The 25,958-nt window shown below is 69.0% G+C and carries 22 protein-coding genes and 1 pseudogene; 7 read left to right on the top strand and 16 right to left on the bottom strand.

Going from position 1 to position 25,958, the window contains the following annotated elements; translation table 11 throughout:
* Window positions 1-5: 5 nt before the first annotated feature.
* The 5 genes from rplS to ffh form a co-directional block, all read right to left on the bottom strand.
* Entirely contained in the window at window positions 6-401 is a 396-nt protein-coding gene (gene rplS / locus ACWPN3_RS26165) for a 50S ribosomal protein L19 (protein WP_109150133.1), read from the bottom strand.
* A gap of 41 nt (window positions 402-442) precedes the next feature.
* A complete protein-coding gene (gene trmD, locus ACWPN3_RS26160; RefSeq protein ID WP_492241370.1) occupies window positions 443-1,189 on the bottom strand; it encodes a tRNA (guanosine(37)-N1)-methyltransferase TrmD in 747 nt (248 codons plus the stop codon).
* A 59-nt stretch (window positions 1,190-1,248) separates the two neighbouring features.
* Window positions 1,249-1,824, bottom strand: coding sequence for a ribosome maturation factor RimM (rimM, locus tag ACWPN3_RS26155; protein WP_492240011.1), 576 nt, complete (start codon window positions 1,822-1,824; stop codon window positions 1,249-1,251).
* A gap of 88 nt (window positions 1,825-1,912) precedes the next feature.
* Window positions 1,913-2,269 (bottom strand): 30S ribosomal protein S16, encoded by a 357-nt coding sequence (gene rpsP, locus ACWPN3_RS26150; RefSeq protein ID WP_042704821.1) that lies wholly within the window; start codon window positions 2,267-2,269, stop codon window positions 1,913-1,915.
* A 61-nt stretch (window positions 2,270-2,330) separates the two neighbouring features.
* Window positions 2,331-3,716: a signal recognition particle protein gene (gene ffh, locus ACWPN3_RS26145; protein ID WP_376958309.1), complete on the bottom strand. Its 1,386-nt coding sequence runs from the start codon at window positions 3,714-3,716 to the stop codon at window positions 2,331-2,333.
* Window positions 3,717-4,049: 333 nt separating this feature from the next.
* Between ffh and ACWPN3_RS26140 the strand changes: the two genes are divergently transcribed.
* A complete protein-coding gene (locus tag ACWPN3_RS26140; RefSeq protein WP_109453085.1) occupies window positions 4,050-5,402 on the top strand; it encodes a pentapeptide repeat-containing protein in 1,353 nt (450 codons plus the stop codon).
* A gap of 39 nt (window positions 5,403-5,441) precedes the next feature.
* Here ACWPN3_RS26140 and ACWPN3_RS26135 read toward each other — a convergent pair whose 3' ends face one another.
* The 4 genes from ACWPN3_RS26135 to ACWPN3_RS26120 all read right to left on the bottom strand — a co-directional run bounded on the left by ACWPN3_RS26135 (window position 5,442) and on the right by ACWPN3_RS26120 (window position 9,959).
* On the bottom strand, window positions 5,442-6,086 hold the full coding sequence (locus ACWPN3_RS26135) for a hypothetical protein (protein ID WP_492240010.1): 645 nt from the start codon (window positions 6,084-6,086) through the stop codon (window positions 5,442-5,444).
* 145 nt (window positions 6,087-6,231) lie between these two features.
* Complete coding sequence (locus ACWPN3_RS26130) at window positions 6,232-6,864, bottom strand: hypothetical protein (RefSeq protein WP_492240009.1); 633 nt, start codon at window positions 6,862-6,864, stop codon at window positions 6,232-6,234.
* 30 nt (window positions 6,865-6,894) lie between these two features.
* Window positions 6,895-8,223: a DUF2336 domain-containing protein gene (locus ACWPN3_RS26125; RefSeq protein WP_109449965.1), complete on the bottom strand. Its 1,329-nt coding sequence runs from the start codon at window positions 8,221-8,223 to the stop codon at window positions 6,895-6,897.
* Window positions 8,220-9,959, bottom strand: coding sequence for a sensor domain-containing diguanylate cyclase (locus ACWPN3_RS26120; RefSeq protein ID WP_492240008.1), 1,740 nt, complete (start codon window positions 9,957-9,959; stop codon window positions 8,220-8,222). The genes ACWPN3_RS26125 and ACWPN3_RS26120 overlap by 4 nt, the downstream gene beginning before the upstream one ends.
* Before the next feature lie 235 nt (window positions 9,960-10,194).
* Here ACWPN3_RS26120 and ACWPN3_RS26115 point away from each other — a divergent pair, with 235 nt between their 5' ends.
* The 4 genes from ACWPN3_RS26115 to ACWPN3_RS26100 all read left to right on the top strand — a co-directional run bounded on the left by ACWPN3_RS26115 (window position 10,195) and on the right by ACWPN3_RS26100 (window position 13,806).
* Window positions 10,195-10,962, top strand: coding sequence for a pyrimidine 5'-nucleotidase (locus tag ACWPN3_RS26115; protein WP_492240007.1), 768 nt, complete (start codon window positions 10,195-10,197; stop codon window positions 10,960-10,962).
* Window positions 10,963-11,085: 123 nt separating this feature from the next.
* Complete coding sequence (gene dapD / locus ACWPN3_RS26110; RefSeq protein WP_109449959.1) at window positions 11,086-11,928, top strand: 2,3,4,5-tetrahydropyridine-2,6-dicarboxylate N-succinyltransferase; 843 nt, start codon at window positions 11,086-11,088, stop codon at window positions 11,926-11,928.
* A 137-nt stretch (window positions 11,929-12,065) separates the two neighbouring features.
* Complete coding sequence (gene dapE / locus ACWPN3_RS26105; RefSeq protein WP_109449957.1) at window positions 12,066-13,214, top strand: succinyl-diaminopimelate desuccinylase; 1,149 nt, start codon at window positions 12,066-12,068, stop codon at window positions 13,212-13,214.
* Between the two features lie 22 nt (window positions 13,215-13,236).
* Window positions 13,237-13,806, top strand: coding sequence for a hypothetical protein (locus tag ACWPN3_RS26100; protein WP_109449955.1), 570 nt, complete (start codon window positions 13,237-13,239; stop codon window positions 13,804-13,806).
* 36 nt (window positions 13,807-13,842) lie between these two features.
* On the opposite strand, the gene cobT is transcribed toward ACWPN3_RS26100, so the two are convergent.
* Window positions 13,843-14,868: a nicotinate-nucleotide--dimethylbenzimidazole phosphoribosyltransferase gene (gene cobT, locus ACWPN3_RS26095; RefSeq protein WP_492240006.1), complete on the bottom strand. Its 1,026-nt coding sequence runs from the start codon at window positions 14,866-14,868 to the stop codon at window positions 13,843-13,845.
* A gap of 112 nt (window positions 14,869-14,980) precedes the next feature.
* The gene (locus ACWPN3_RS26090) at window positions 14,981-16,027 is read right to left on the bottom strand and encodes a transglycosylase SLT domain-containing protein (RefSeq protein WP_492240005.1); all 1,047 of its coding nucleotides are present in this window, start codon (window positions 16,025-16,027) and stop codon (window positions 14,981-14,983) included.
* 227 nt (window positions 16,028-16,254) lie between these two features.
* Between ACWPN3_RS26090 and ACWPN3_RS26085 the strand changes: the two genes are divergently transcribed.
* Complete coding sequence (locus ACWPN3_RS26085; protein ID WP_492240004.1) at window positions 16,255-18,051, top strand: acyl-CoA dehydrogenase; 1,797 nt, start codon at window positions 16,255-16,257, stop codon at window positions 18,049-18,051.
* A 512-nt stretch (window positions 18,052-18,563) separates the two neighbouring features.
* Window positions 18,564-18,971, top strand: a pseudogene (locus ACWPN3_RS26080) (GFA family protein); the annotation flags it as partial.
* Between the two features lie 9 nt (window positions 18,972-18,980).
* On the opposite strand, the gene ACWPN3_RS26075 reads toward ACWPN3_RS26080, so the two are convergent.
* The 5 genes from ACWPN3_RS26075 to pcsA all read right to left on the bottom strand — a co-directional run bounded on the left by ACWPN3_RS26075 (window position 18,981) and on the right by pcsA (window position 25,882).
* On the bottom strand, window positions 18,981-20,297 hold the full coding sequence (locus tag ACWPN3_RS26075; RefSeq protein ID WP_109449944.1) for a hydroxyacid-oxoacid transhydrogenase: 1,317 nt from the start codon (window positions 20,295-20,297) through the stop codon (window positions 18,981-18,983).
* Between the two features lie 83 nt (window positions 20,298-20,380).
* Window positions 20,381-23,221 carry a DUF2339 domain-containing protein gene (locus ACWPN3_RS26070; RefSeq protein ID WP_492261826.1) on the bottom strand — a complete coding sequence of 947 codons (2,841 nt, stop codon included), beginning with the start codon at window positions 23,219-23,221 and terminating at the stop codon, window positions 20,381-20,383.
* Window positions 23,222-23,354: 133 nt separating this feature from the next.
* The gene (locus tag ACWPN3_RS26065) at window positions 23,355-24,104 is read right to left on the bottom strand and encodes a DUF72 domain-containing protein (RefSeq protein ID WP_109449939.1); all 750 of its coding nucleotides are present in this window, start codon (window positions 24,102-24,104) and stop codon (window positions 23,355-23,357) included.
* Window positions 24,105-24,155: 51 nt separating this feature from the next.
* Window positions 24,156-25,082, bottom strand: coding sequence for a cation diffusion facilitator family transporter (locus ACWPN3_RS26060; protein ID WP_492261825.1), 927 nt, complete (start codon window positions 25,080-25,082; stop codon window positions 24,156-24,158).
* Between the two features lie 92 nt (window positions 25,083-25,174).
* Window positions 25,175-25,882, bottom strand: coding sequence for a phosphatidylcholine synthase (pcsA, locus tag ACWPN3_RS26055; RefSeq protein ID WP_109449934.1), 708 nt, complete (start codon window positions 25,880-25,882; stop codon window positions 25,175-25,177).
* Window positions 25,883-25,958 lie beyond the last annotated feature (76 nt).

The raw sequence follows: 25,958 nt of genomic DNA, 5'->3' as shown, positions 1-25,958 counted from the left end.
GCGCCTTACTCGGCAGCCCGGCGGCCGTTGACCATGCCGCGGCCGGTCGTGCGCTCGGCGATGCGGGCGGCCTTGCCGCGCAGATCGCGCAGATAGTACAGCTTGGCGCGACGGACGGCGCCCTTGCGGACCAGCTCGATCGAGTCGATGCGCGGGGAGTACAGCGGGAACACGCGCTCCACGCCCTCGCCGTAGCTGATCTTGCGAACGGTGAAGGAGCTGTTCACACCGGCGTTCTTGCGGGCGATCACGACGCCCTCATAGGCCTGGACGCGCTCGCGCGTGCCCTCGACGACCTTCACGTTCACGCGGACGGTATCGCCCGAGGAGAACTCCGGGATCGTCTTGCCACCGAGGGCCTTCTCGATCTGCTCCTGCTCGAGCTGCTGCAACAGGTTCATAGCACTACCCCTTTTCTATCGGCGCGCCTCGCGGCGGACCGTCACTCCGGTTTCGGGTCGCGCCGGCGAGCCTGCCGCCGACCCTTGTTCGTAACAGTTACTGCCGGACGGCTCGCCTGGTAGAGCGACCACAGGTCCGGCCGTCGGGCCTCCGTGATCTTCTCCGCCTCGGCCAGCCGCCAGGCCTTGACCTTCCCATGGTGACCGGACAGCAGAACCTCCGGCACCGTGCGCTCCACACCCTGTCCGTCGGTCCAGACCGCCGGCCGGGTGTAGTGGGGGTATTCGAGCAACCCCCGTTCGAAACTCTCTTCGCCCGCCGTCTCAACATTGCCCATGACACCGGGGAGCAAGCGCACCACGGCATCCATCAGGCTGAGCGCGGCGAGCTCCCCGCCGGACAGCACGAAATCCCCGAGGCTGACCTCTTCGAGGCCGTGCGCATCGAGGACCCGCTGGTCCACCCCTTCGTACCGGCCGCAGAGCAGCGTCACCACCGGGGTGGCGGCCAGCTCCTTGACCAGTTCCTGGTTCAGCACCCGTCCGCGAGGCGACAGATAAATCGCCCGGCCGCGTCCCGGTGCCCCCACAGGTCCCGCCGTCGCAGTCAAAGCCGCGTCCAGCACGTCGGGCCGCATGACCATGCCGGCCCCTCCGCCGAAGGGGGTCTCGTCGACGGAGCGGTGTTTATCGCGCGCGAACGAGCGAATGTCCACCGATTCCAGCGCCCAGACTCCATTTTCCAACGCCTTGCCCGCCAGCGAGTGGCCGAGCGGCCCCGGAAACATTTCCGGGAACAGCGTCAGAACCTTGGCCGTCCAGACCCGCGGACCGTCGGCGCCGTGATTCACGGCCCCTCCTCCCCGCTCCGGTCTCCATCCTCTTCACCCTCCTCCGCCTCGTCACCGGAGTCCTCGCGGGCCTCGATCACGGCGGGAAGGTCGACGACGATGCGGCCGCCCCGGACATCGACCACCGGCACGCAGGCCTTGGAGAAGGGAAGCATCTCCAAAGGCCCGCCTGCGGTCCTGATCTCCAGCACGTCGCCGGCGCCGAAGTCGTAGATCGCCTTCACCGTGCCGTAGACGGTTCCGTCGGCGAGTTCCGCACGCAGGCCGATCAGATCGGCATGGTAGAACTCGTCCTCGTCCTCCGTCGCCGGCAGAGCGCCGCGCTCCACATAGAGCCGCACACCGGCCAGGGCTTGCGCCTGTTCGCGGCTGGTCACCCCGTCGACCTTGGCCAGGAAGTTGTCCTTGACCATGCCCTGGAGCGTCACCGTGAACCGGCGGGTCCCGGTCTCGTCCGACATCGGGCCGTAGGTCATGACGTCGGCAGGTTCGGCGGTGAAGCTGCGCAGCTTCACCAGCCCCCGCACGCCGTGCGATCCCGCGAACTGGCCGACACAGATTTTGGCGGTCATCGAAGGAGCACCCGGCACGTCGTCACGACCTCAACCCTGCGGGCCAACCGGCCCGACCTTACCTTTAGACCCAACCTCAGCCCCAAGGTCAGCCTTCTGCGGCAGCCGCGGCAGCGGCGGCCTCGGCCTTCAGACGCTCCTGCGCCTTGGCCTTCGGAGCCGACTTCTTCGGAGTCTCGCGGACGGCGGGCTTCTCGACCAGGCCGGCAGTGGCCAGGAAGTGAACGACGCGGTCCGTCGGCTGGGCGCCGACCGACAGCCAATGCTTGGCGCGCTCGGCGTTCAGGATGATGCGCTGCTCATGCTCGCGCGGCAGCATCGGGTTGTAGGTGCCGATCTTCTCGATGAAGCGGCCGTCACGCGGGCTGCGGGCGTCCGCGATGACGATCGAGTAGAACGGACGCTTCTTCGCACCACCGCGAGCCAGACGAATCTTCAAAGCCATTGGTCGAAACTTTCTCTTCTCAAGTCAAACAGGTATCGGGTGATTTCGAGAGGCGGTCAGGTCAGCCGAAAGGCCCCTTGCCGCCAAAGCCGCCGAGTCCCTTCGGCAGCAGGTTTCCGAGGCCGCCGCGCAGCATCCCCTTCTTCCCAAGCTTCTGCACCTGCTTCATCATTCCGCGCATGGTCTCGAACTGCTTCAGCAGCTTGTTGACCTCCTGCACCGAAGTGCCGGAACCGGCGGCGATGCGCTTGCGGCGCGAAGCCTTGATCAGGTCGGGGTTCTTGCGTTCCGCCTTGGTCATCGAGGAGATGATCGCCTCCTGGCGCTTGATCATCCCGTCGTCGACGTTGGCGTCCTTCAGCTGGTCCTTGATCTTGCCGATGCCCGGCAGCATTCCCATCAGGCCGGACATGCCGCCCATCTTGCGGAGCTGCTTCAGTTGCATCGCCATGTCGTCGAGGTCGAAGCCCTGGCCCTTTTCCATCTTGCGGGCGAGCTTTTCGGCCTCGTCCTTGTCGATGGTCTCGACGGCCTTCTCCACCAGCGACACCACGTCGCCCATGCCGAGGATTCGGCCGGCGATGCGGTCGGGGTGGAAGGGCTCCAGCGCGTCGATCTTCTCGCCGACGCCCAGCAGCTTGATCGGCTTGCCGGTGATCTGGCGCATCGACAGGGCGGCACCGCCGCGCGCGTCGCCGTCGATGCGGGTCAGCACGATGCCGGTGATACCGACCTTGTCGTTGAAATTGGTGGCGACGGTGACGGCATCCTGGCCGGTCATCGCGTCGGCGACCAGCAGGGTTTCCACCGGCTTGGTCGCGTCGCGGACGGCCGCGACCTCCGCCATCAGCTCCTCGTCGATGGCGAGGCGGCCGGCGGTGTCGAGCATGACGACGTCATAGCCTTCGAGACGGCCGGTCTCGATGGCGCGCCTGGCGATGGCGACCGGGTCCTGGCCCGGCACGATCGGCAGCGTGGCGACGCCGGTCTGCTCGCCGAGAACCTTCAGCTGCTCCTGGGCGGCCGGACGGCGGACGTCCAGCGAGGCCATCAGGACCTTCTTGCGGTCCTTCGTCTTCAGGCGCAGCGCGATCTTGGCGGTGCTGGTGGTCTTGCCCGAACCCTGGAGGCCGACCATCAGGATCGGCACCGGGGCGGCGGCGTTCAGGTTGATCTCGGCGCCTTCGCCCAGCATCTCCACGAGGTTGTCGTGGACGATCTTGATGACCTGCTGGCCGGGGGTGACCGACTTCAGCACCTCCTGCCCGACGGCGCGTTCCTTCACCTGGGTGACGAACTGCTTGACGACGGGCAGAGCGACGTCAGCCTCCAGCAACGCCACGCGAACTTCGCGCAGTGCGGCGGAGACGTCCTCTTCGGTCAGCGCGCCACGGCGGCGCAGCTTGTCGAAGATGTCGCCCAGGCGTCCGGTCAGGCCTTCGAACATGCGATACTCGTTCCCCAGTTCCGGGTCCAGCGTCAGGGCCGCCACCCGCACAAGCACGAAAGCGCCAGTGCGCGAATTTCGCGGACTGGCGGAGATACCCGGCGTTGGGCCGGGGTACCCGGTCTATCGGCTTTGCGGAAGACAGGTCGGCGGACCATAGAGAAGCCGGCAGGCCGAGTCAACCGCCACAGTCGGTCTTTTGCTGTCGTCCTTACGTCTGCCTTGCCCGGAGGCGGTTATCGGCCCCAAGCTTGTCACAAGCCATCAACCCTTAACCAAATTTTGGCGACTCTTTCGGATTATGAGTCACCAAATAGAGAAGGTATGCCGGCGATGTCGTCCGCCCAGGGCTTTGGGTCCAACAGCCCGCGAACCAAGCTGACCCAGAGCCAGCTCAACGCGATCCTGTTGCGGCACCAGGCATTCCGCAAAAGCCAGCCCGGCGGCGTGCGCGCCAACCTGAAGATGCGCGACCTGTCGCACCTCGATCTGTCCGGCATCGACCTGTCCGACGCCGACCTGTCGGGGGCGAAGCTGTTCAGCGCCCGGCTGACCGGCGCCAACCTCGCCAACGCCAACCTCTATGCCGCCGACCTGCGGCTCGCCAACCTGGAGAAGGCGGATCTGCGCCGGGCCGATCTGCGCGGCGCCTGCCTGCGCGGCGCCGTGCTGAGCGAGGCGACGCTGGTGGAGGTCGACCTGCGCGACGGCACGCTGCTGCATTACGACTCCAGCGGCGAGATGTACGCCCATGAATATGAGGATTCCGTCCTGACGTCGGAACTGACGGCGGCGACCATCCGCGGCGCCGACCTGTCGCGGGCCAAGATCGCCAACGCCTTCGTCATGCAGACCGACCTGACCGACGCCGTCCTGCGCGGCACCAAGTTCATGCGCGCCAACCTGACCGGATCCAACCTGACCGGCTGCGACCTGACCGACGCCGACCTGACGGAGGCGAACCTGTCGGGCGCCCGGCTGTCCGGGGCGGTGATGACCGGCTGCGCCATCAACCGCACCAATTTCAGCGGCGCCACCTTGATCGGCGCCATTCTGGACGCGGCGCAGATGCGTTCGCCCAACCTCCAGGCGGCGGTGCTGGCAAAGACGCTGGAGAACCCGGAGGACGACCTGCGCGAGATGCTGATGGAGCATCTGAGCTGGATCGACAGCGGCGGCAAGGCCGGCAAGCGCGCCGACCTGTCGGCGCTGGACCTGTCGGGGCGCAGGCTGGACGGGATCAACCTGTCGGCGGCGATCCTGCAATGCATCGCGCTGCGCGGCGCCAACCTGTCGGGTGCCGCCATGGCGATAGCCGATATGTCGCTGGCCGACCTGCGCAAGGCCGACCTGTCGAAGGCCGACCTGCGCGGGGTGAATTTCGAACGCGCCACCCTGACCGGCGCCAACCTGACCGGCGCCCAGCTCGGCCCCGTCCATATCCAGACGATGAGCGGCCATGTCTGGCGGGCCAACCTGCAACGCGCCCGGCTCGGCATGGCGCTGCTGTGCAAGGCCGACCTGCGCAAGGCCAACCTCTCCGGCGCCAATCTCGCCGGTGCCGACCTGAGCGGCGCCAACCTCAGCGAAGCCGACCTCACCGGTGCCGACCTGACCGGTGCGGTGCTGGACGGCGCCACCATGGACCAGGCGATCGTCGAGGAGGCGATCGGGCTGGCCAGCTGAGCGGTCGGTTCAGGACTCCGAATTCAGGCGGCCAAAGTTTTAAACGGAGGGCCCGCCCCGCTGCGCCATCCAGTCGCCGGAGCCGTAGACGCTGCGGACATGGCGGACCAGCAGGTTGCGGGCGTCGATCAGCTGGCCCATCCGCTCGCGGCAGGCGACGATGCCGGTGTCCGGATGATAGACCGGCGCCAATTCGCGGAAGCGCCGCCGGACCTGATCCTCGTCGAAGCACCATTCATTGACGAAACCGAACAGCTGGGCGGCGTCGCGCACCTGCGTGATGCGGCCGTCGAGCGGCTGGAAGGACAGGCGTTGCAGCGCGTGGGCCAGCGTCTTGTTGCGGTAGCCCAGCGTCTCCACCGCGGCTTCGAGCCGGCGGACATCCTCGCCCGGCAGGATGCGGGCGCCGGGATCGGCAAGCGCCAGGGCGGCGGCCAGCGCCTTGCGGATCGCACCGTCGCTGGCGTCGATCTCTCCCACCTCCAGCAGCGCCTCCCCCTCCGGGTCGCGCAGGCCCGGATCGGCACCCCCCTTCGGCGCCAGCAGCAGGGCGGCGGCCACAAGCATCGGCACTGCTGCCCCGCGGGCGGCGGCCAGCTCCAGAACGTCGGCACGGAACCGGGCGCCGCAGGGCACGGCACGGCCGGGGGTCGGTGAGGAAGCGGTCTCTTCCGGTGCGGTCATCGTCGGCGCCAACACTTGGTGGAAGCGGGCGCGAGTCTACGCAATCGCCGGAGTCGCCGCAATCGCACCGATGGATGCGGGCGGAGGGATTAAAGAGGCTGGATAAAAGAGGGTGGATGAAGGGAATGGAAGAACCGCTTCCGGATCACTGCACCGTCATCGCTCCCGGCTTGGCCGGCAGCCGGTCGAGCAGTTCGCCGATGTAGGCGGTTTCATCCTTGCCGGCCATGGCGGCGAAGCCCTTCAGCATCTGGCCGCCGAAGGTGAAGACGCTGGCGAGGTCGATGCGCCATGCCCCGCCCTCGCGGACGAAATCGGCAGGAACCAGCGCCGGCCGGTTGTCGACCATCAGCAGGCCCGACGCCCGGTCGCCCTTCACCCGCACCGGCCCCAGCGCGCTGCGGGAGATGACGTTCGGCCCGAGCCAGCCGGCTTTCAGCGCATGGTTGGCGATGTCGCCGACCGACATGCGCCGCAGGTCCGCCGGGCCAAGATAGCGGCGCAGCCCCATGGCGGCGAAACGCTCCGCCGGCTCCAGCCGTTGCAGGGGCGCATCGCCGGGCTGGCGGGCGGCGTCGCGCACCGACTCCAGCGTCTTGACCGAATTGCGGGTGAGCAGCGGGATCACCGCCGACCCACGCTTCTCGGACAGCGCCGTGCGGGCGGCGTCGAAGGTGGCTGCGACCTCGCGCTCCTCCGGCGTTTCGCGCGGCGGGGCGGCGAAGCTGGTGGCGGCGGCGATCAGGACGAAGAAGAAGGCGAGAAAGGCGACACGCATACCGGAGACAACCCGAACAGGGGGAAAACGTCACGCCTTCTCCTCGACGCCGAAAAATTCGAGCTGCCAGCGCATCTCTTCATCGGTCATCGGATAGTGCGTGCCGTCCCGAGCATTAAGCGCTGTTTTTGGCGGAATCTGGGCGAGCCGCAACTGAACCTGCCGGGCGAAGCGCATGGTCAGCCCGGCGCGCCAGACCAGGGCGGTGACGGCGCGCGGCGCATGGGTGGCGACGATGCGGTCGACCACCGGCAGCGGAATCTGCGAAAGCTCCGCCAAGGCGGCCATGACGAAGCCGCGGTCGCCCTCCACCATCGAGCCCTCGATCAGTTTCTCGGTCAGCTTGCCTTCCTTGTTCAGGCGTGCCGCCTTGTCGCCGGGACGCTCGACCGGCTTCTCCGGCCCGGCGGCGGCACCGCCGACGGCCTCCTCGCCGAAATCGACCGGGCCGAGCGGCAGGCCGGGCGGTGCGCCGGCTGCCTGCCCCACCCGCTGGCGCACCGCCTCCACCAGCCCGCGCGTGGCGTCGGGGTCGAGGTCGTCGCGATCCTGCAGCACCTTCAGCAGCTTGTCGGCGACGAAGCTGGCCAACCGCGCCACCGCACGGGCCGGCAGCCGCGGTCGGCGGACCAGCGGCGAATGCCAGGGTTCGTGCTGCGGCGACTGATCGAGGATGCGGTCGAGCGTCTCTTCGCGGATCTGGGCCGACGGGTTGCCGAGCAGTGCCGTCACCGCCGCCTCGTCGTCCGAGCGCGCGATGGCGTCGGCGACGGAGGCTGTGACGTTGTGCCGGCTGGCGATGGCGGTCATCGCGCCCCGCACCGGCCCCTTCATGATGATGTCGGTCAGATCCTCTTCGGTGAGGATCGGCGAATGCTGCAACACGGGCGCGCAGACCGACAGCTCGACATCGCGGGCCAGCCGGTTGATCACGCCGTGCGGCGCGTTGGGCAGGTCCTTCAGCGCTTCGGCCAGGATGCCGCGCACCTCCGTCGCCTGATCGCGGGCCAGCGTCTCCAGGCATTCCACCGTCAACCGTTCGATCTGCATCGCCTGGTCGGCCGACAGCTCCGGCAGCAGGCGGGCGATCTTCCGCGCCACCGCCTGCCGCACCATGACCTCGCGGTCCTTGGCCAGCAGCAGGTCGGCCTGCCGCGGCGTGCCGGCATTGGTGGCGATGGCGCGCCGCACCTCGGCCGCGGCATCGGCGGCAAGGAAATACAGCAGCTCCGGCCGGGTCTTGGGATGCTCGGCAACCTTCCGGCGAACCGCCGGATCCTCGCTCTGCACCATCCGCTTGGCGGATTCATAGTCGGCGGGGTCGAGGGTTTCGGGACGCGGATTGGCGGGCGGGGTCACGGTATAGGCTCCGCGGCGGAAACATCGGAGGAGGATGCCTGAGCGGCCGCCCGATAGGCGGGGGCCAGGGCAAAATGGCCCTTGCCGCTCTTCTTGGCGTCGTACATGGCGGCATCGGACCGGTCGGTCAACTCCCGCACCGATTCGCCGCGACCGGGGGTGTGGACGGCGATGCCGATCGACAGGCCCAGCGGCTTCTCGGGACTGGCCGACAGGTGGGCCAGATCGCGCATGCCGTTCAGCAGCCGTTCGGCGACGATGCGGGCCTTCGCCTCGTCGGTGCGGCCCAGCCACAGCACGAACTCATCACCGCCGAGGCGACCCGGCAGGTCGCCCGGCCGCACCCCGGTGCTCAGCAGCGTGCCGATGGCCTTCAGCACCGCGTCGCCCTGCTGGTGGCCATGCAGGTCGTTGACTGCCTTGAAATTGTCGAGGTCGACATAGAGCAGGGCCGACGGCCCGCTGTCCGGCCGGCAGATCGACTCCTCCAGCCGTTCGAAGAAGGTTCGGCGGTTGAACAGTCCGGTCAGCCCGTCGCGCTCCGACAGCCGGCGCAGCCGCTCCTGGTAGGCGAGATGGGCATGCGCGATGCCGATATGGTCGGCCACGCCCGACATCAGATGGCGGTCGTCTTCGTCCCATGGCTCGGAATCGCCGGCGCGCCAGACCAGCAGCGCGCCGTTCGCCGCCTGCCGGTACTCCGTCCGCTCGCCGATCAGCTGCACGTCGCCCAGCCGGTCGGTCACCAGCCCTTCGCTGTTGGCGATGCGGTCGAGCAGGGCGGTGCCGACGCCCGGCAATTTGGCGCCGAACTCCGCCACCAGCGACAGCACGACACGGCTGCCCCCATTGCCGCCGGCCGCACCCTCCTCCGCCCGATAGATGCGGCAGCCGTCGGCGCTGAGCGCCCGCGCCGTTTCCGTCGCGGCCACGGCCAGCGCCTCCGCGGCGTCGAGCCTGTCGCGCAGGGTATGGACGATGTGGCCGAGCAGCCGTTCACGGTTCCGGATGCGCGCCAGCTCGTTGGAGCGCAGCACCTGTTCGGTCACGTCGCGGCAGACGCCGCGGGCGCCGATCCAGTCGCCCTGCACCCCGAACAGCGGCAGGGCGGAGGCGACGACACAGGCCGGCGTGCCGTCGGCGCTCTTCAGCCAAAGCTCCGTCTGGTCGATCGCCCGGCGGCAGTCGAACGGCATCGGCAGGTCTTCCGCCTCTTCCAGCGCCAAGCTGCGCGGGTCGCAGCCGATCAGCGCGTCGGCCGGATAACCCAAGGCACCCTTATGGCTGACGAAGACGAAGGTGCCGTCCGGCCCGGTCTCCCAGGCGAAGTCGGAAGAGACCTCCACCAGATCCTTGTAGCGCCGCCGCGATTCGGTCAGCGTGTGGCGCAGCTGGCGCTCCAGCGTGTCGTCGCGGCCCAGCAGCAGGAACCCGCCGTCGGGCAGCGGCACGCCGGCCCATTCGACGATCATGATCCCGCGCAGCGATTCCACCGGCACCGAGCGCAGCCCCGGCGCCACGCTGGAGGCCGACAGCCAGTTGCGCAACTCCGGCAGCCAGCGCGGATCGCTGTCCATCATGTCTTCCGCCTCGGCATTCGCTTCGGCGACGGCCAGCGCCGAATCCAGCCGCAGGGCCGGGCCGGGATACAGCGCGACCAATGGCACGGGGCCGGTCTGGCCGCCGGTGGCGGCGGAAGCGGTGGCAGAGGTACCGGTGGTCAGAAGAAGGTCCACGGCAATCCCAGAGGGCAATCCACGAGGCTTGCGGGCCACGAGGCAGGCGGAGCGGAAACCTTTGGCTGTAAACCATTACAAGGTCTGGTCCATGCTACCTCTTTAGGGGTTAATCTTCAATCAACCAACGACGCGGGAGACTCCCCATAGCGTCGGCTTGGCCAAAGGGCGGCTGCGCGCCTGCGACCATGTGAAGCGCCTTGCGGCCGGACGGCGGCGGCCCCATTCTTGTGGGATGACCGTCCCGACCTCCCCCCAGGACAGGGCCGCCGCTCCGGCGCCCAGCTCCACGACCGGTTTCACGACCGGCTCCACCTCCGGCTCCGCGCCCCATCCCCTCGCCGCCCTGCGCAACCGCGCCGTGTGGATCTTCGACCTCGACAACACGCTCTATCCGGCGTCCTGCAACCTGTTCGCCCAGGTCGACCTCCGGATCAACGAGTTCATCGCCACCCATTTCAACATCGGGATGGACGAGGCGCGGGTGCGGCAGAAGCACTTCTTCCGCGAATACGGCACCACGCTGCGCGGCCTGATGATGGAGCATGACGTCGATCCGGTCGCCTACATGGACTATGTCCACGACATCGACGTGACCGGGGTCCAGCCCTCCGCCCTGCTGGCCGACGCGCTGGCGCGGCTGCCCGGCCGCAAGATCATCTACACCAACGGCTCGGTCCGCCATGCCGAGAACGTCGCCGGCCGGCTCGGCATCCTCGACCGGTTCGACGCCGTGTTCGACATCGCCGCCGGCGGCTTCGTGCCGAAGCCCGATCCCCGCCCCTATGCCACGCTGGTGGAACGCCACGGCGTCGATCCGGCCGACGCCTGCATGGTGGAGGACATCGCCCGCAACCTCGCCCCCGCCCATGCGCTCGGCATGACCACCGTCTGGGTCCGCGGCGAGAAGGAGTACGAGAAGGCCGGCGTCGGCGCCGGGGTCCACATCGACCACACCGTCGACGACCTGCCCTCCTGGCTGGCGGCGGTGGCGGGGGTTTGAGGGGGGCAGTCCGGGGGCTTTGTCGCAAACCGGCCGATGCCGGCCGCGGGTATGGTTGACAGGGGCGGCGATGCGGCTCCATGGTGCCGTCCCTTGGACAATCGACAGCAGAACGACCGCGCCATGAGCCACGCCAGCCTGCAAGCCACCATCGACGCCGCCTGGGAAAACCGCGCCGATCTCACCACCGCCACCACCGGTTCGGTCCGCGACGCCGTGAATTCGGCGCTGGACGCGCTGGACGCCGGCGATCTGCGCGTCGCGGAAAAGACCGCGGACGGCTGGAAGGTCAACCAGTGGCTGAAGAAGGCGGTGCTGCTGTCCTTCCGCCTGAACGCCAACGAGATGATCCCCGGCGGTCCCGGCGGCTCCTCCTGGTACGACAAGGTGCCGCCGAAGTTCGAGGGCTGGAGCGAAGGCCAGTTCCAGAACGCCGGCTTCCGCGCCCTGCCCGGCGCCATCGCCCGCAAGTCGTCCTATGTCGCCCCCGGCGTCATCCTGATGCCGAGCTTCGTCAATGTCGGCGCCTATGTCGACAGCGGCACCATGGTCGACACCTGGGTCACCGTCGGCTCCTGCGCCCAGATCGGCAAGAACGTCCACCTGTCGGGCGGCGTCGGCATCGGCGGCGTGCTGGAGCCGCTGCAGGCCGATCCCGTCATCATCGAGGACAACTGCTTCATCGGCGCCCGCTCGGAGATCGTCGAGGGCGTGATCGTCGAGGAAGGCGCCGTCATCTCCATGGGCTGCTACATCGGCGCCTCGACCAAGATCATCGACCGCCACACCGGCGAGATCTTCATGGGCCGCGTCCCGGCCTATTCGGTCGTCGTCCCCGGCTCGCTGCCGGGCAAGCCGCTGCCCGACGGCACGCCGGGCCCGAGCCTGTACTGCTGCGTCATCATCAAGCGCGTCGACGAGAAGACCCGCTCCAAGACCGCGATCAACGACCTGCTGCGGGATTGATCCGCCAATAGACCAAGCGTCACCCCCGCGAAGGCGGGGGTCCAGGCGTCGCATACAGCATTCCGGCCCTGCACCTGGATCCCCGCCTTCGCGGGGATGACGACCGGCGGAGGCCGGGCCGGTTGGAAAAGAGCCGCATGACCATCGACCCCGTCGCCCTCGCCCAGGATCTGATCCGCTGCCCCAGCGTCACGCCGCGCGACGACGGTGCGCTCAGCGTGCTGGAGGCGGCGCTGGCGCCGATGGGCTTCACCTGCCACCGCCTGCGCTTCCAGCAGGAGGGGACCGAGCCGGTCGAGAACCTCTATGCCCGGCTCGGCACCGAGGGGCCGAACTTCTGCTTCGCCGGCCACACCGACGTGGTGCCGCCGGGCGACCGGGGCTGGACCGTCGATCCCTTCGCCGGCGAGGTGATGGGCGGGCGTCTGTTCGGCCGCGGCGCGGTGGACATGAAGGGCGCCATCGCCGCCTTCGTCGCCGCGGTGTCGCGCCGGCTGGAGGACGGGCCCCCCGCCGGCTCGATCAGCCTGCTGATCACCGGCGACGAGGAGGGGGTGGCGATCAACGGCACCCGCAAGGTGCTGGAGTGGATGGCCGAGCGCGGCGAGCGCATCGATGCCTGCGTGGTCGGCGAGCCGACCAACCCCAAGGCGCTGGGCGACATGATCAAGATCGGCCGGCGCGGCAGCCTGACCGGCTTCCTGACCGTGTTCGGCGCGCAGGGCCACGTCGCCTACCCGCATCTGGCCGACAACCCGCTGCCGCGGCTGGTCCGCATGCTGGCCGCCATCACCGAAGACCCGATGGACGAAGGCACGGCGCATTTCCAGCCCTCCACCCTGGCGCTGACCACCATCGACGTCGACAACACGGCGACCAACGTCATCCCGGCCCAGGGCAAGGCGACCTTCAACATCCGCTTCAACGACGCCCACACCCCGGCCGGCATCGAGGCGTGGCTGCGCCGGACCTTCGATGCCGTCGGCGGCGCCTATGAGCTGGAGGTCTACTGCTCCGGCGACAGCTTCGTCACCCCGCCGGGTCCGCTGACCGAACTGGTGGCCGAGGCGGTGGAGGGGGTGACCGGGCGCCGGCCGGAATACTCGACCACCGGCGGCACGTCGGACGCGCGCTTCATCAAGAATGTCTGCCCGGTGGTGGAATTCGGGCTGGTCGGACAGACCATGCACAAGGTGGATGAATATTGTTCGGTGGAGGATCTGCGCCAGCTGACCGCCATCTACGAGTCGATCCTGAAGGGCGTGTTCACGCGCCTTGCCGGGTGAGAGGTCTGACCGGGACACCACGATGCCGCTGACCACGCCCGCCATCCTGTCCGCACTGACCGGCGCCTGGCGGTTGGCCCGCTTCGACCGGACGGGGATGGAGTTCTTCGACCGCACGCCCGACGGCGCGCTGAACTCCTTCTACGCTGCCCTGGTGGTGCTGCCGGCCTATGCGCTGCTGCTGGCGATCCGCCTGTGGGACCAGTTGGACGGCACACCGGTCCTGCAGCTGGTGACGGTGGAGGGCATCGCCTATGTGGTCAGCTGGACCGCCTTCCCGCTCGCCCTGTTCCGCATCGCGTCTCTGCTGGGCAAGGAGCAGCTCTATCCCGGTGCGCTCGCCGCCTACAACTGGTCGGCGGTTGTGCAGATGGCGATCTATCTGCCGGCCATCCTGTTGTCCGCCGCCGGCCTGCTGCCGTCGGGCGTGTCCGAAGCGCTCGTCTTCGGCGTCATGATGGCGATGCTGACCTACCAGTGGTTCGTCCTGCGCACCGCCCTGTCGCTGTCGGGTCTTGCCGCCGCCGCGCTGGTGATGCTGGACCTGTTCCTGTCGGCCGCGATCAGCGATCTGGCGGACGGGATGCTGTGAGGGCCACGGAAGCCCTCACGACACCCGACTCCACAATCACCCCTGCGTGCTGACGCCTGCGTCGGCGAAGGTTGCCATCCCGGCGTGGCAGGCGACGGCCGACTTGACGATGTTGATCGCCAGCGCCGCACCGGATCCCTCGCCCAGCCGCATGCCGAGATCGAGCAGCGGCTCCTTGCCGATCAGCTGCATCAGGCGGCTGTGGCCCGGTTCGACCGAGCGGTGGGCGACCATGCAATGGTCGAGCGCGCGGCGGTCGGCCTTGTAGAGCACCGCGGCGGCGGCGGTGCAGGCGAAGCCGTCGAGCAGCACCGGAACGCGGGCGACGCGGGCGGCCAGGATGGCGCCGGCGATGGCGGCGAACTCGTAGCCGCCCAGGCAGCGCAGCGCCTCGAACGGGTCGTCCTTGACCTGCGGGTTGGCGGCGACGCCGGCCTCGACCGCGGCGATCTTGCGGGCGAGCCCGTCGTCGTCGATGCCGGTGCCGCGGCCGGTCCAATCGGCCGCCTCGCCGCCGAACAGCGCGAGGCAGAGCGCCGCCGCCGAGGTCGAGTTGGCGATGCCCATCTCGCCCAGCGACAGCAGCTGGACGCCCATCTCCACCGCCATCATGCCGTAGGCCATGGTGCGGCAGCACTCCTCCTCACCCATGGCCGGGCCCTGGGTGAAGTCGGCGGTCGGGTTCTCCAGGTCCAGCTCATAGACGCGCAGGTCGGCGTCGGCGACCTCGCAGAGCTGGTTGACCGCAGCCCCGCCGTTCTGGAAGTTGGCGACCATCTGCACCGTCACCTCGGCCGGATAGGCCGAGACGCCGCGGGCGGCCACGCCATGGTTGCCGGCGAAGACGGCGACGCGCGGGCGGCGCGCCTCGGCCGGGTGCTGGCCCTGCCAGGTCGCCATCCACTGCGCGATCTCCTCCAGCCGGCCGAGCGAGCCCGCCGGCTTGGTCAGCTGCCGTTCGCGCTGGAGAGCCGCGGTGCCGGCCTCCAGGTCGGGGCCGGGCAGGTTGCGCACGAGCGCGCGGATTTCCTCGAAGGTGACGGCGGGCTGCTGGTTGCTCATGATCGGTCCTGAGGGGTGAGCGCCAAAAACGGCGCGACCTTGCACCCATCCGGCGATCAAGTCAAAGCGCCAGCGTAGGGTATTTTGCCCCCTCCCCGCTCCGCTTCCAGCGTCACGCCGCCTTGGAGACCGCGTCGGTTCCGGCCGCGCCCGCGGTGGCGGACGCGACCGGCGTCGCCGATTCGGAGCCGACGATCCGGCCCAGACCGAGGCCGAAGCCCACGGCGACGCCGGTGCCCGACGACTGGTCGGTGCGCACCGGCTCGTCGCGCATGCGGCGATGCTCCTTGTCGCGCAGGCGGGCCGGGCGGCCGCTGACGCTGTCGACCTCGTCCGGCGTCTCCAGCGCGTTCAGCGCCAGCACCTGATAGATCGACAGCGGCGTGCCGTTCAGCGCCTTGGCCGGGGCCGTCGGCACCTGGGTGGTGAAGCCGTCCGGCATGTCCTGCTTGCGCACCGCGTCGTTCGCCACCTGGGCCGGGGCGAAATTCGCCATCGGGTTCTCCGAGAACTTGGAGGCGAAGCGGTCGTAAATCTCCTTCAACGACTTCGCCTTGCCGGTGGCCTTGTCGTAGAAGACGTTCTTGTTGGCGGCGGCGGCGTCGGGGAAGACGTCGCGGGCGGTGCGGCCGGGGTTCTCCTGCATCGCGTTCAGGAACTTCGAGGCACCGCCGGCCCCCAGGAAATGCGCCATGTACAGCTCGGTCGAGCCGATCTTGCCGTCCACCGTCTCTTCCAGATACTCCTTGTTGTCGCGGGTGTATTCCGCGGCCATCAGAGCCGACGCGGTCGGATCCTTGCGCAGCTCCAGGATTTCCTTCTTCATCTCCGGGTCGGAGACATAGGGCCGGCCGTCGCCGCGGGTCTGGATGGCGTTGGCGTATTTGCCATAGCCATGGTCGGCGCCATGCTCCTTCATCGTCTGCAGCCAGGTGCTGTCGATGAACTGGTAGAGCCCGGTCGCCGAGGAGGAGGAGGACTTTACGTCCGTGCGGTACCCGCTCTCCACGGCAGCTTTTTCCATGAGGTAGGAAAAATCGACCCCCGTCTTCGCGCTGGCATTGCGCACGGCAGCCTCCACAGTGGCCGGACCGCGCGAGGCGGCGGCGGCCTGGGTGGCGGCGTTGCTGGGATTGCCGAGGGCGGAAGCGTAGGTCATGGGTCGATCCCCGTGTGAAGGCCCCGGTGGGAGGCGTCCTTTCCTATGCAGACGCCGTGCCAGTCGGCTGGGGGGTTGATGCTGCCCCATGGCTGGCCTAGCCTTGATGAAGGGGATGGACGCGGCATCCCGCCCTCTCGCCAAGCGCCATCCGATGCTGTATGTTGACCTATAGGTAAACCAAGCAATTCGCCCCCATAAATACGTCCTGGGAGACTCGCCCCGCCATGACCTACACCGCTCCGGTCGACGATCTGCGCTTCGTCCTGAACGAGGTGGTCGGCCTCGACGCCATCGCCGCCCTGCCCCACTGCGACAGCGCCGCCCCCGATCTGGTCGACGCCATCCTGGAGGAGGCCGGCAAATTCGCCTCCGGCGTGCTCGCCCCGCTGAACAGGGTGGGCGACAAGGAAGGGGCCAAGCTGGAGAACGGCGTCGTCCGCACCGCCACCGGCTGGAAGGAGGCCTATGGCCAGTTCACCGAAGCCGGCTGGAACAGCCTGCCCTTCGAGCCGGAGTATGGCGGGCAGGGCCTGCCCTGGACGGTCGCCTTCGCGGTCAACGAGATGTGGCAGGCCGCCAACCTGTCCTTCGGCCTCTGCCCGCTGCTGACCCAGGGCGCGGTGGATCTGCTGACCGAGCATGCGAGCGACGAGCAGAAGGCGGTCTATCTGTCGAAGATGATCTCCGGCGAATGGACCGGGACGATGAACCTGACCGAGCCGCAGGCGGGCAGCGACCTCGCCGCGGTGCGGACCAGGGCGGTGCGGGCCGGCGACGGCAGTTACCGCATCAGCGGCCAGAAGATCTTCATCACCTATGGCGAGCATGACCTGACGGAGAACATCGTCCATCTGGTGCTGGCCCGCCTGCCCGACGCCCCGGCCGGCATCAAGGGCATCAGCCTGTTCATCGTGCCGAAATTCCTGCCCAACCCCGACGGCACGCCCGGCCAGCGCAACGACCTGCGCTGCGCCAGCCTGGAGCACAAGCTGGGCATCATGGCCAGCCCGACCGCGGTCATGGCCTACGGCGACGACGAGGGCGCCATCGGCTACCTCGTCGGCGAGGAGAACCGCGGCATCGAATATATGTTCACGATGATGAACAACGCCCGGCTCGGCGTCGGCATCCAGGGCGTGGCGATTGCCGAACGCGCCTACCAGCAGGCCCGCGACTATGCGAAGAGCCGCGTGCAGAGCAAGGATCTGGCCGATCCCAAGGGCTCCGGCGTCGCCATCATCAAGCATCCGGACGTGCGCCGCATGCTGCTGGACATGCGGGCCAAGACGGAAGCCGCCCGCGCCCTAGCGCTCTATGCCGGCACGCAGTTGGACATCTCCCGCCACCACGAGGATGCGGGCGTCCGCGCCGCGGCCACGGCGCGGGTCGATGTGCTGACCCCCATCGTCAAGGCGTGGTCGACCGACATCGGCTGCGAGGTGGCGTCCACCGGCGTGCAGATCCATGGCGGCATGGGCTTCATCGAGGAGACGGGGGCCGCCCAGCATTACCGCGACGCCCGCATCACCCCGATCTATGAGGGCACCAACGGCATCCACGGCAACGACCTGACCTTCCGCAAGACCGGCCGCGACAAGGGGGCCGCCGCCCGTGCTTTCGTCGCCGACATGCGGGCGACGGTGGAAGAACTGGGGGCCGCCCCCGGCGACGATCTGGCGGTGATCCGCACCGAGCTGTCGGCCGGTCTGGACGCGCTGGACCGCGCCATCGACTGGATGGTCGCGACCCAGGCGGAGGGCGACCTACAAGGCGCCGCCGCCGGTGCCGTGGCCTACCTGAAGCTGTGGGGCACGGTTGCCGGCGGCTGGATGCTCGCCCGCTCGGCGATGAAGGCGATGGAGGGTCTGCGCCAGCCCGGCGCCAACGCGGCCTTTCTGGAAACCAAGCTGATCGTCGCGCGCTTCTACGCCGAGCAGGTTCTGGCGACCGCCCCCGCCCTGCTGCCGACCATCGCCAGCGCCCGCAACACCGTGATGGCGCTGAGCGAAGACCAGTTCTGAGGTCTGCACCCCTGTTTTGCGGGGGTGGATGGAACGTTTGAAACGCCGTGAAACGGTTTTCCGGCCCCTGTTCAACTGTTCAACGCCGCCATCGCCATGGCGGCGCTGAGCGGTGAAGGGGGTGGGAAACCGGGCAACGGGGGACATAGGGGCTCCGCGAGAAAGCAGGACGCTAATCCTATATTCAGCAGATGCTTCAGACAACGTTCCGCCGAAAATCAGGCCAGACGGTATTCGCCCTCAAGATGGCATCCTGCCAAAGCCAGCGCGGCATTCCTTCTCCCAGTGGGAGAGGGGCTTTCCCTGCGTCGTCCACCCCAATCCTTCCGCCGGTTTCCGACTGCCCTGTTTTTTCGGGGAGCTTTGTTATCGCCTATCGAATGAGCATGGTCCTAATGGCCAACTGAACATCCTTGTTATCGGTGATAGCGTCATATTGTTCGCATCACCAACAAAGATGAAGTCGTAAGCCATGACAAGCACAGAGACTCAGACCGAGAACTCATACGGGCAGCTGCTTCTGCGGTGCGGTGGAGGTGGAGGTCACCGGATCGCCGGAGGCCATGGGCTATTGCCATTGCCGGTCCTGCCGCTCCTGGTCCGGCGGCCCGGTCAACGCCTTCACCCTGTGGAAGCCCGACGCGGTGCGCGTGACCGCAGGTGCCGAACATCTCGCGACCTTCCAGAAGACGCCGGTCAGCCAACGCCAATATTGCGCGAAGTGCGGCGGGCATCTGATGACCAATCACCCGCCGCTCGGCCTCGTGGACGTTTTCTCCGCGACCCTGCCGACCCTGCCCTTCGCCCCCGCCGTCCACGTCAACTACGCCGAGACCGTGCTGCCGATGCGGGATGGCCTGCCGAAGCTGAAGGACTTCCCGGCCGAGTTCGGCGGTTCCGGCGAAACGATGGCAGAGTAGCGGCAACCTTCACCAGTAGCGCATCGCGTCCGCATACAGCCCGCGCAGGTCGTCCTCCGATACCGGGCGCGGGGCGATGGTCAGCAGGCGTTGCTGGGCGGCCGCTCCCCTGACCAGACCCGGAATGTCGGCCTCGCCATAGCCGAGCGCCGACAGCCCGTTCGGCAGGCCGGTCGCCCGCATCATGCCGATCAGCCGCGTCGCCAGCAGCTCGCCGCCATCCTCCGGCGCGGCGCCGCGCGTGTCCGCCCCCAGCGCCTCGGCGGCGCGCAGATGGGCCTCGGGAGCGGCCGGGCCGGTGAAGCGGAAGGCGGCGGGGGCGTTCAGCACCACCGAGATGCCGTGCGGCACCATCGGGTCCACCGTCTCGTAGCCGGTGGCGGTGAAGCTGTGGTTCATCCCCGCCACCGAATAGGACATGGCGTGCGGGATGTGGACGCCGGCATTGCCGAAGGCCAGACCGGCCAGCGTCGCCGCGAACATCAGGGCGTCGCGGGCTTCCGCACAGTCGGGGTCGTTGACCGCCCGTTCAAGCCATTGCCCGCCGAGCCGGATCGCCTGAAGGCTGCCGATGTCCGACCACGGGTTGGCGCCCTGGTAGGGCGGGCGGGCCGTCGGCGACTCCGGCTTTGGGCGGGAGCGGAAGGGGCGCGCGGTGTGGCTCTCGATGGCGTGGGTCAGCACGTCGAAGCCGGTGGCGGCGATGGCGCCGGGCGGCAGGCTGTCGATGGTGCGCGGATCGACGACGGCAAGGCTCGGCCGCAGGAAGCGCGACGAAATGCCGGTCTTCACCTGCTTTTCCACATGGTCGAAGATGGCGACGCCGGTGGTCTCGCTGCCGGTGCCGCAGGTGGTCGGGCAGGCGATGTGCGGCTTGACCGGGCCGGGCACCGGGATGCCCTCGCCCAGCGGCTTGTTGACGTAGGCGAGGAAGTCGGCCGGGTGGGTGGCGTAGAGGTTCGCCGCCTTGGCGGTGTCGATCACCGAGCCGCCGCCGATGGAGACATAGCCGTCGAAACCGCCGTCCCGCGCGAAGTCGGCGGCGTCGAGGAAGGAGGCGCTGGTCGGCTCCACCCGGCAGCGGTCGAACACCACCGGATCGACGCCGGCCCGCTTCAGCGACTCGAGCGCCATACCAAACGGAGCGGTTGCCGCCACCCGCGGGTCGGTGAACAGCGCCACCCGCGTCATGCCCAGCGACAGAGCGTCGCCGCCCAGCTCCGCCAGCATGCCGGGGCCGAACTTCATCCGCGCCGCCTCGACGGTGAAGCCCTCCTCGCCGTCGGGAAGGATGGGATAGGCGTTGCCGTGCGTCTCGCTGTGCATGAGCGCTGCTCCTCCGGTGGCGGGGGCCGGATTTCCGCTCCGGCCCATCCTTCACCGTATGGGAGCGTCCCCCGCCCGGCCTGTCAATGCGTCCGTTGGTCCAACAGACTGTCAGTCGGCAGATCGTCTGTCGGCGGCGGCCCCAATGGCGCTGACGGCTCCGGCGGCGTGCCGGCCGACGGCGGGCGCAGCAGCCGCTGGTAGAGCCAGCCGGTGCCGACCAGACTGAGGCCGAGGCCGAGGAAGGAAGCGACGCGGTACATGCCCTCCAGGTCCGACATGTCGCTGAGGAACACCTTGGCGACCACCGCCAGCACGAGGATGAGCCCGGCATGGCGCATCCAGCCCCAGCCGAAGCGGATGCCCACCACCAGCATCGCCACCGCGAACAGCAGGAATCCGGCCGAATAGCTGTACCATTCGGCGTCCGACATCTCGTAGCCGGACAGGACCGGCCCCTGGAAAGCGCGGCGGATCTCCAGCGCCAGATTGGTGGCGATCAGCAGCAGCGGCAGCACCGGGGCCGCACTGCGCAAGGGCGCCGACGGCGGCGGGTCGTACCACAGATAGACCAGCCCCAGCATGGCCGGCGCGCCATAGGCCAGCAGCAGCCGGTTGACCACCGGCCAGTTGCCCACCCACTCGTCGTTCCACAAGGGGTTCAGCGCCAGCAGATGCAGGAACAGGGCGGTCGCGGCGGCCAGCAGCACCAGCAGACGCCGGCCCCAAACCGCGACGGGCCGCGCGCTCCACCGCCGGTCGACCGCCAGCAGCAGGGCAAGGCCGAGCCAGGACAGGGTGTGCAGCGCCACCTCCGCCAGACTGGACGGCGCCGCCTCCAGGCTGCCGGCCATCCAGCGGTGAACGCCCAGCGACAGCATCAGGGTGGTGAAGATCAGGGCGCCGGCCTCCAGCACCATCACCACCAGATCGTCGCCTTTGCCATCAGGGGCCGACCGCATCAAGCTCGCCGCCACCAGGAAGCCCAGCGCCGGCAGGCCATAGCCGTAGGCGATCCAGCCATAGCCCTCATACTCCAGCACCGAGGGGTTGATCGCCAGCCGCACCAGCACGGCCGCCGCCACCAGCAGGGCGACGCCGCGCAGCTCGCGCAGGCTCAGCTGCCGCTCCAGCCAGGCCAGCACCGGCACCTGCATCGCCAGCGCCACCGTCAGCCACGCTTCCTGCAGGACCATGGTGGCGCCGAGCGCGATGGCGCCGGTGGCGCCGGCGGCGAAGGCGGCCAGCCCCAGCGAGGCGCCGGGCCGGTGGCGGTGACGCCCCAGCGGCGTGGTGGCGCCGACCAGAAGCGCCGCCAGACCCAGCGCCGCCGCCGGCCAGCCGATGGCGGTCTCCGGCGGCTCCACCAGGGCATAGGCCAGCGTCAGCAGGGCGAGCGGCACCAGCGCCGAGATCGAGGCCCACAGCGCCGCCCGCCGCGCGTCCCACAAGGCGATGAAACCGCCGATGCCGAACAGCGCGGCGAATCCGCCCGCCACCCACAGGAAATGCGCGACCGCCGCCGGATAGCCGGCCGGATCGGCGACGATCAGCGGCTGGCCGTCGGCATTCAGCGGCGGCGGGCTGGCCGGCACATAGGGCAGGCTCCAGGGGGCCAGCGACAGCAGGACGCCCAGCGCCGCGATCCAGGCGACGCCGGCGATCCGCTCGGTCCGCCGCCCGCCGACCATCGCCAGCAGGGCGAACAGGCCGAGGACGATCAGCGACACCGATCCATGGGAGTCGCGCCAAGTCATGGCGGCGATCAGGAACCCGAACACCACCGTCGCCGTCATCGCCAGCCGGTCGGCGGGGTGGCGCCGCTTGCGCCGGGCCCAGCCGGGCAAAGCCGTGCGCCAGCCGGTGGCGGGGGCCGGCTCCGGCAGCGTCTGGTCCAGCACGCCGCGCACCGCCGGCACCAGGAACAGCGCCGAGGTCAGCAGCAGATAGAGGCCGGTCGGCAGCTCGTCGCCGCTGCGCCAGGGATCGATCATCCACAACAGCGGCCACAGCGCGGCACCGGCCAGAGCGCCCCAGCCGAGCCAGCGCCAGCCGCGATACAGCACCACCCCCATCCCGGCGCCGTTCAGCGCCAGCAGATAGGCGAACAGGCTCCAGGCGTCCGGGTTGCCGGTGGACACCAGAAGGGGGGAGACATAGCCGGCCAGCAGCCCCAGCGCGGCGATGAGCGGCCCTTGCAGCAGCGACAGGCCGATGGCGGCCAGCGACAGGCCGGCCAGCAGCGCGAAGGCGACCAGCGGGGTGAACAGGCCGAACAGGGCGAATCCGCCATAGACGCTGATGAAGGCGGTGAACAGGCCGGCGGCGGTCAGGGCCGGCGGCACGTAGTCCGGCTGCAAGGCGGCGACGGCGCGCTGCATCGGCCGGCGGCGCAGCCACTCGCCCCCCACCATCAGCCCAAGGCCGGAGAGCAGCCCCAGCGCGACACGGACCGACGGCCCGAGCCAGCCGTGATCGACCGACAGCTTGATGAAGAAGGCCGCCGCCAGCGCCATGGTGCCGCCGCCGAGCCAGATCAGCCAGCGCGAGGCGAGAGAGTCCTCCAGCTCGCGCCACCCCGTCCGATGCGGCGGGGCCGCGGGTTGCGGGGTGGGGCTTGGAGGCGGTGCCGGCTCTTCCGTTTCCGAAGCCGCTTGCGAGGCGAAGACCGGTTCGCCGATCTCCGCGGCTTCGGGAGGTGGCTCGATCTCCGGTTCCAGCGTTCCGGCGGAAGCCCCGACGGGCGCCCCGATGGGCGGTTCGGCAGCTCCGGCCGGCACGGCGGCGGCGGAAGGCAAGGTCCCGGTCAGTGCCTTGTCCAGCCTGCCGCGCAGAAGGGCGATCTCCGCCGCCTGCACCTTCAGCCTCCGGTCGAGCCGGTGGGTGATGAAGCCGAAAATCAGCAGTAGGACGAGGAACTCCATGACCGCACCGCCTGCACGCCGTTGCCCCATCTCCGGGGGCGTTTCGTGGCAGGATAGCTTTGCAACAATGAACTGTCTCGGTCGTGCTGGAGGCTCCCCCATTGGAGAATTCCACCTATGACCGACACCCGTTTCAGGACTGGAGCGCTCGCAGCCGCGCCATCGTCGCCAGCGCGTCGTCGACGGCATGGAAGTCGGCGGTGTTGTCGAAGACGCACCAGACCGGTCGCAGCGCCGCCTCCGCCGCCAGCCTCTCGGCCAGCGCGTCCAGCACCGCCGGTTCGTAGGCGGAGCGGTACATCACCGGCGATCCGTGCAGCCGCCAATAGCGCAAGCCATCCCAACCGCCCGGCTCGCCCGCTCCCGGCACCGGGGCGGGATCGGCAGCGACGCGGGCGACGCGGTGGGAGACCAGCAATGCCTCTGCCGCATCGGTGAACCAGCTGGCATGGCGCGGCTCGCACACGACGTCACCGTCGAACCGGGTGCGCAGCAGCGTGAAGAAACCCTCCACCACCGCGCGGTCGAAGCGCAGGCTGGGCGGCAGTTGGACCAGCAGCGGACCGAAACGGTCGCCCAGCATCCCCGCCTCGGCCAGGAAACGGTCGAGCGCCGCCTCCGCGCCCACCAGCCGGGCGTCGTGGCTGATCGCCTTGGGCAGCTTCACCGCGAAGCGGAAGCCCAGCGGGGTGGAGGCCGCCCAGCGCGCCCAGGTTTCCGGCTTGTGCGGACGGTAGAAGCTGCTGTTCACCTCGGTCATCGGCATGACGCGGGCGGTGCGCTCCAGATGGGTGCCGTCCACGGGAAAGGCGGCGGCCGAGAGCTTCGGGATGCTCCAGCCCGCCGTGCCGATCCGGATCGGGTGCCCGGCCGGTTGCGCCATCACTCGGCCGGCATTCCATGGGGCGGAAGCCCCTGAACCGGGGCGGTTCCGTCAGCGTCGCGGCCGCGGCGGGCGCGCAGCGAACTCGGCCTCGACGAAGATGCGGCGGATGATCGGATATTGGCTGCGGATGCGGCTTTCCAGCGAGCAGACGGCATCCTCCACCTCGCGGGCGTTCAGGCTGTCCTGGAACTCCACCGACAGGTTCAGCAGCACGTCGTCGGGGCCCATATGCATGGTCAGCACGTCGAGCGGGCGTTTCACCCGCGCCTCCTCGCCGACGATGCGGCGGATACCCTCGACGACGCGGCGGTCGGCCGACTCGCCGATCAGCAGCCCCTTCGACTCGTAGGCCAGCAGCGCCGCGACGACCGCCAGCACCACGCCGATGGCGATGGAGGCGTAGGCGTCGAAGATCGGGTTGCCGGTCACCTCGCCCAGCGTCAGGCCGATGCCGGCCAGCAGCAGGCCGATCAGCGCCGCGGTGTCCTCCAGCAGCACGACGAAGACCGACGGGTTCTTCGAGCGGTGGACGGCGGACAGGATGCCGACGCCGCTCTGGCCGCGGCGGAACTCGCGCAGCGCGACGATCCAGGAAAAACCCTCGAACAGCACGGCGAAGCCCAGAACGGCGAAATTCACCCAGGGGCTTTGCACCGGCTCCGGATGGGACAGCGCGTGCCAGCCGTCATAGATGGACAGGCCGGCACCGATGCCGAACAGCAGGACCGCGACGACGAAGGACCAGAAATACACCTCGCGCCCATGGCCGAAGGGATGCTGGGGCGTCGGCGGACGGCGGGCGCGGCGGATGCCGTAGAGCAGCAGAAGCTGGTTGCCGCTGTCGACGACGGAATGGATCGCCTCGCTGAACATGGCGGCGCTGCCGGTCATCGCGGCGGCGACGAACTTGGTCAGCGCGATCATCAGGTTGCCGCCGAGCGCTGCGAGCACGACCTTGGTGGAGCCTTCGGCCAAAACGGGACCCCTTCGCTGAAGCGGACGGATTTGCGCATGAGCAACGTCCATCCGCCGCGGCGGTTCCCCCCAGGGCTCCCTTTAGCGCGCCATCAAGGACCGCGCAGCGTCCGCCAGGCGCAGACCGCGGCGTAATAGACCGAGGTCGCCAGCCACAGGCCGAACAGCCAGCCCGGCCGCGCCGGCTCCACCACCACCAGCGCGATGCAGCAGAGCAGCCAGACGGTGGTCACCGCGATGTTCAGCGCCATCAGCGCCTTGACGCGGAAGGGATGCAGGAACTTGACCGTGGTGAAGGTCAGCAGCCCCAGCGCCACCACGACGGCCGCGTTGAACCAGGGATTGAGGTCGAGCAGCCAGAGATAGAGGGCCACGACGTTCCAGATCGCCGGAAAGCCGACGAAATAATTGTCGCCGCTCTTCATCCCGACATTGGCGAAGCAGTAGAGCGCCGTCAGCAGCACCCAGGCGGCAAGCGCGATGCTGACCAGCCCCTCCGGCAGCAGGCCGAAGCGGTGCATGAACACCGCCGGCACCACGACATAGGTCAGGTAATCGATCACCAGATCCAGCGCCGAGCCGTCGATGCCCGGCAGCACCTGCTTGACCGAGACGCGCCGGGCCAGCGTGCCGTCGACGCCGTCGACGACCAGGGCGATGCCCAGCCACATCAGGCACAGCTTCGCATCGCCCGCCGCCGCCGCGAGAAGGCCGAGCAGCCCCAGCACGGCGCCGCTGGCCGTGAAGATGTGAACGCCCCAGGCCGACAGGCGATGGGTGATTCCGTAGGCGGCGCTCATGCCGATGTTTTCCGTGGGTGGCGAGGACAAGGCGATGACCTGAACGGGGCGGGGGCTGGAACGATAGGCGGTGAGG

This window comes from Azospirillum sp. UENF 111221 (genome assembly GCF_058780625.1).
The sequence above is the reverse complement of the archived record's forward strand: the minus strand, read 5'-3'. Positions and strand labels throughout refer to the sequence as shown.

Coding starts and splice junctions, on each gene's coding strand:
- ACWPN3_RS26090 (WP_492240005.1), bottom strand. CDS start 16,027: ATGACCTACGCTTCCGCCCTCGGCAATCCCAGCAACGCCGCCACCCAG.
- rplS (WP_109150133.1), bottom strand. CDS start 401: ATGAACCTGTTGCAGCAGCTCGAGCAGGAGCAGATCGAGAAGGCCCTC.
- rimM (WP_492240011.1), bottom strand. CDS start 1,824: ATGACCGCCAAAATCTGTGTCGGCCAGTTCGCGGGATCGCACGGCGTG.
- dapD (WP_109449959.1), top strand. CDS start 11,086: ATGAGCCACGCCAGCCTGCAAGCCACCATCGACGCCGCCTGGGAAAAC.
- ACWPN3_RS26130 (WP_492240009.1), bottom strand. CDS start 6,864: ATGCGTGTCGCCTTTCTCGCCTTCTTCTTCGTCCTGATCGCCGCCGCC.
- pcsA (WP_109449934.1), bottom strand. CDS start 25,882: ATGAGCGCCGCCTACGGAATCACCCATCGCCTGTCGGCCTGGGGCGTT.
- ACWPN3_RS26065 (WP_109449939.1), bottom strand. CDS start 24,104: ATGGCGCAACCGGCCGGGCACCCGATCCGGATCGGCACGGCGGGCTGG.
- ACWPN3_RS26135 (WP_492240010.1), bottom strand. CDS start 6,086: ATGACCGCACCGGAAGAGACCGCTTCCTCACCGACCCCCGGCCGTGCC.
- ACWPN3_RS26070 (WP_492261826.1), bottom strand. CDS start 23,221: ATGGAGTTCCTCGTCCTACTGCTGATTTTCGGCTTCATCACCCACCGG.
- ACWPN3_RS26085 (WP_492240004.1), top strand. CDS start 16,255: ATGACCTACACCGCTCCGGTCGACGATCTGCGCTTCGTCCTGAACGAG.
- ACWPN3_RS26140 (WP_109453085.1), top strand. CDS start 4,050: ATGTCGTCCGCCCAGGGCTTTGGGTCCAACAGCCCGCGAACCAAGCTG.
- trmD (WP_492241370.1), bottom strand. CDS start 1,189: ATGTTTCCGGGGCCGCTCGGCCACTCGCTGGCGGGCAAGGCGTTGGAA.
- ffh (WP_376958309.1), bottom strand. CDS start 3,716: ATGTTCGAAGGCCTGACCGGACGCCTGGGCGACATCTTCGACAAGCTG.
- dapE (WP_109449957.1), top strand. CDS start 12,066: ATGACCATCGACCCCGTCGCCCTCGCCCAGGATCTGATCCGCTGCCCC.
- cobT (WP_492240006.1), bottom strand. CDS start 14,868: ATGAGCAACCAGCAGCCCGCCGTCACCTTCGAGGAAATCCGCGCGCTC.
- ACWPN3_RS26115 (WP_492240007.1), top strand. CDS start 10,195: ATGACCGTCCCGACCTCCCCCCAGGACAGGGCCGCCGCTCCGGCGCCC.
- ACWPN3_RS26075 (WP_109449944.1), bottom strand. CDS start 20,297: ATGCACAGCGAGACGCACGGCAACGCCTATCCCATCCTTCCCGACGGC.
- rpsP (WP_042704821.1), bottom strand. CDS start 2,269: ATGGCTTTGAAGATTCGTCTGGCTCGCGGTGGTGCGAAGAAGCGTCCG.
- ACWPN3_RS26100 (WP_109449955.1), top strand. CDS start 13,237: ATGCCGCTGACCACGCCCGCCATCCTGTCCGCACTGACCGGCGCCTGG.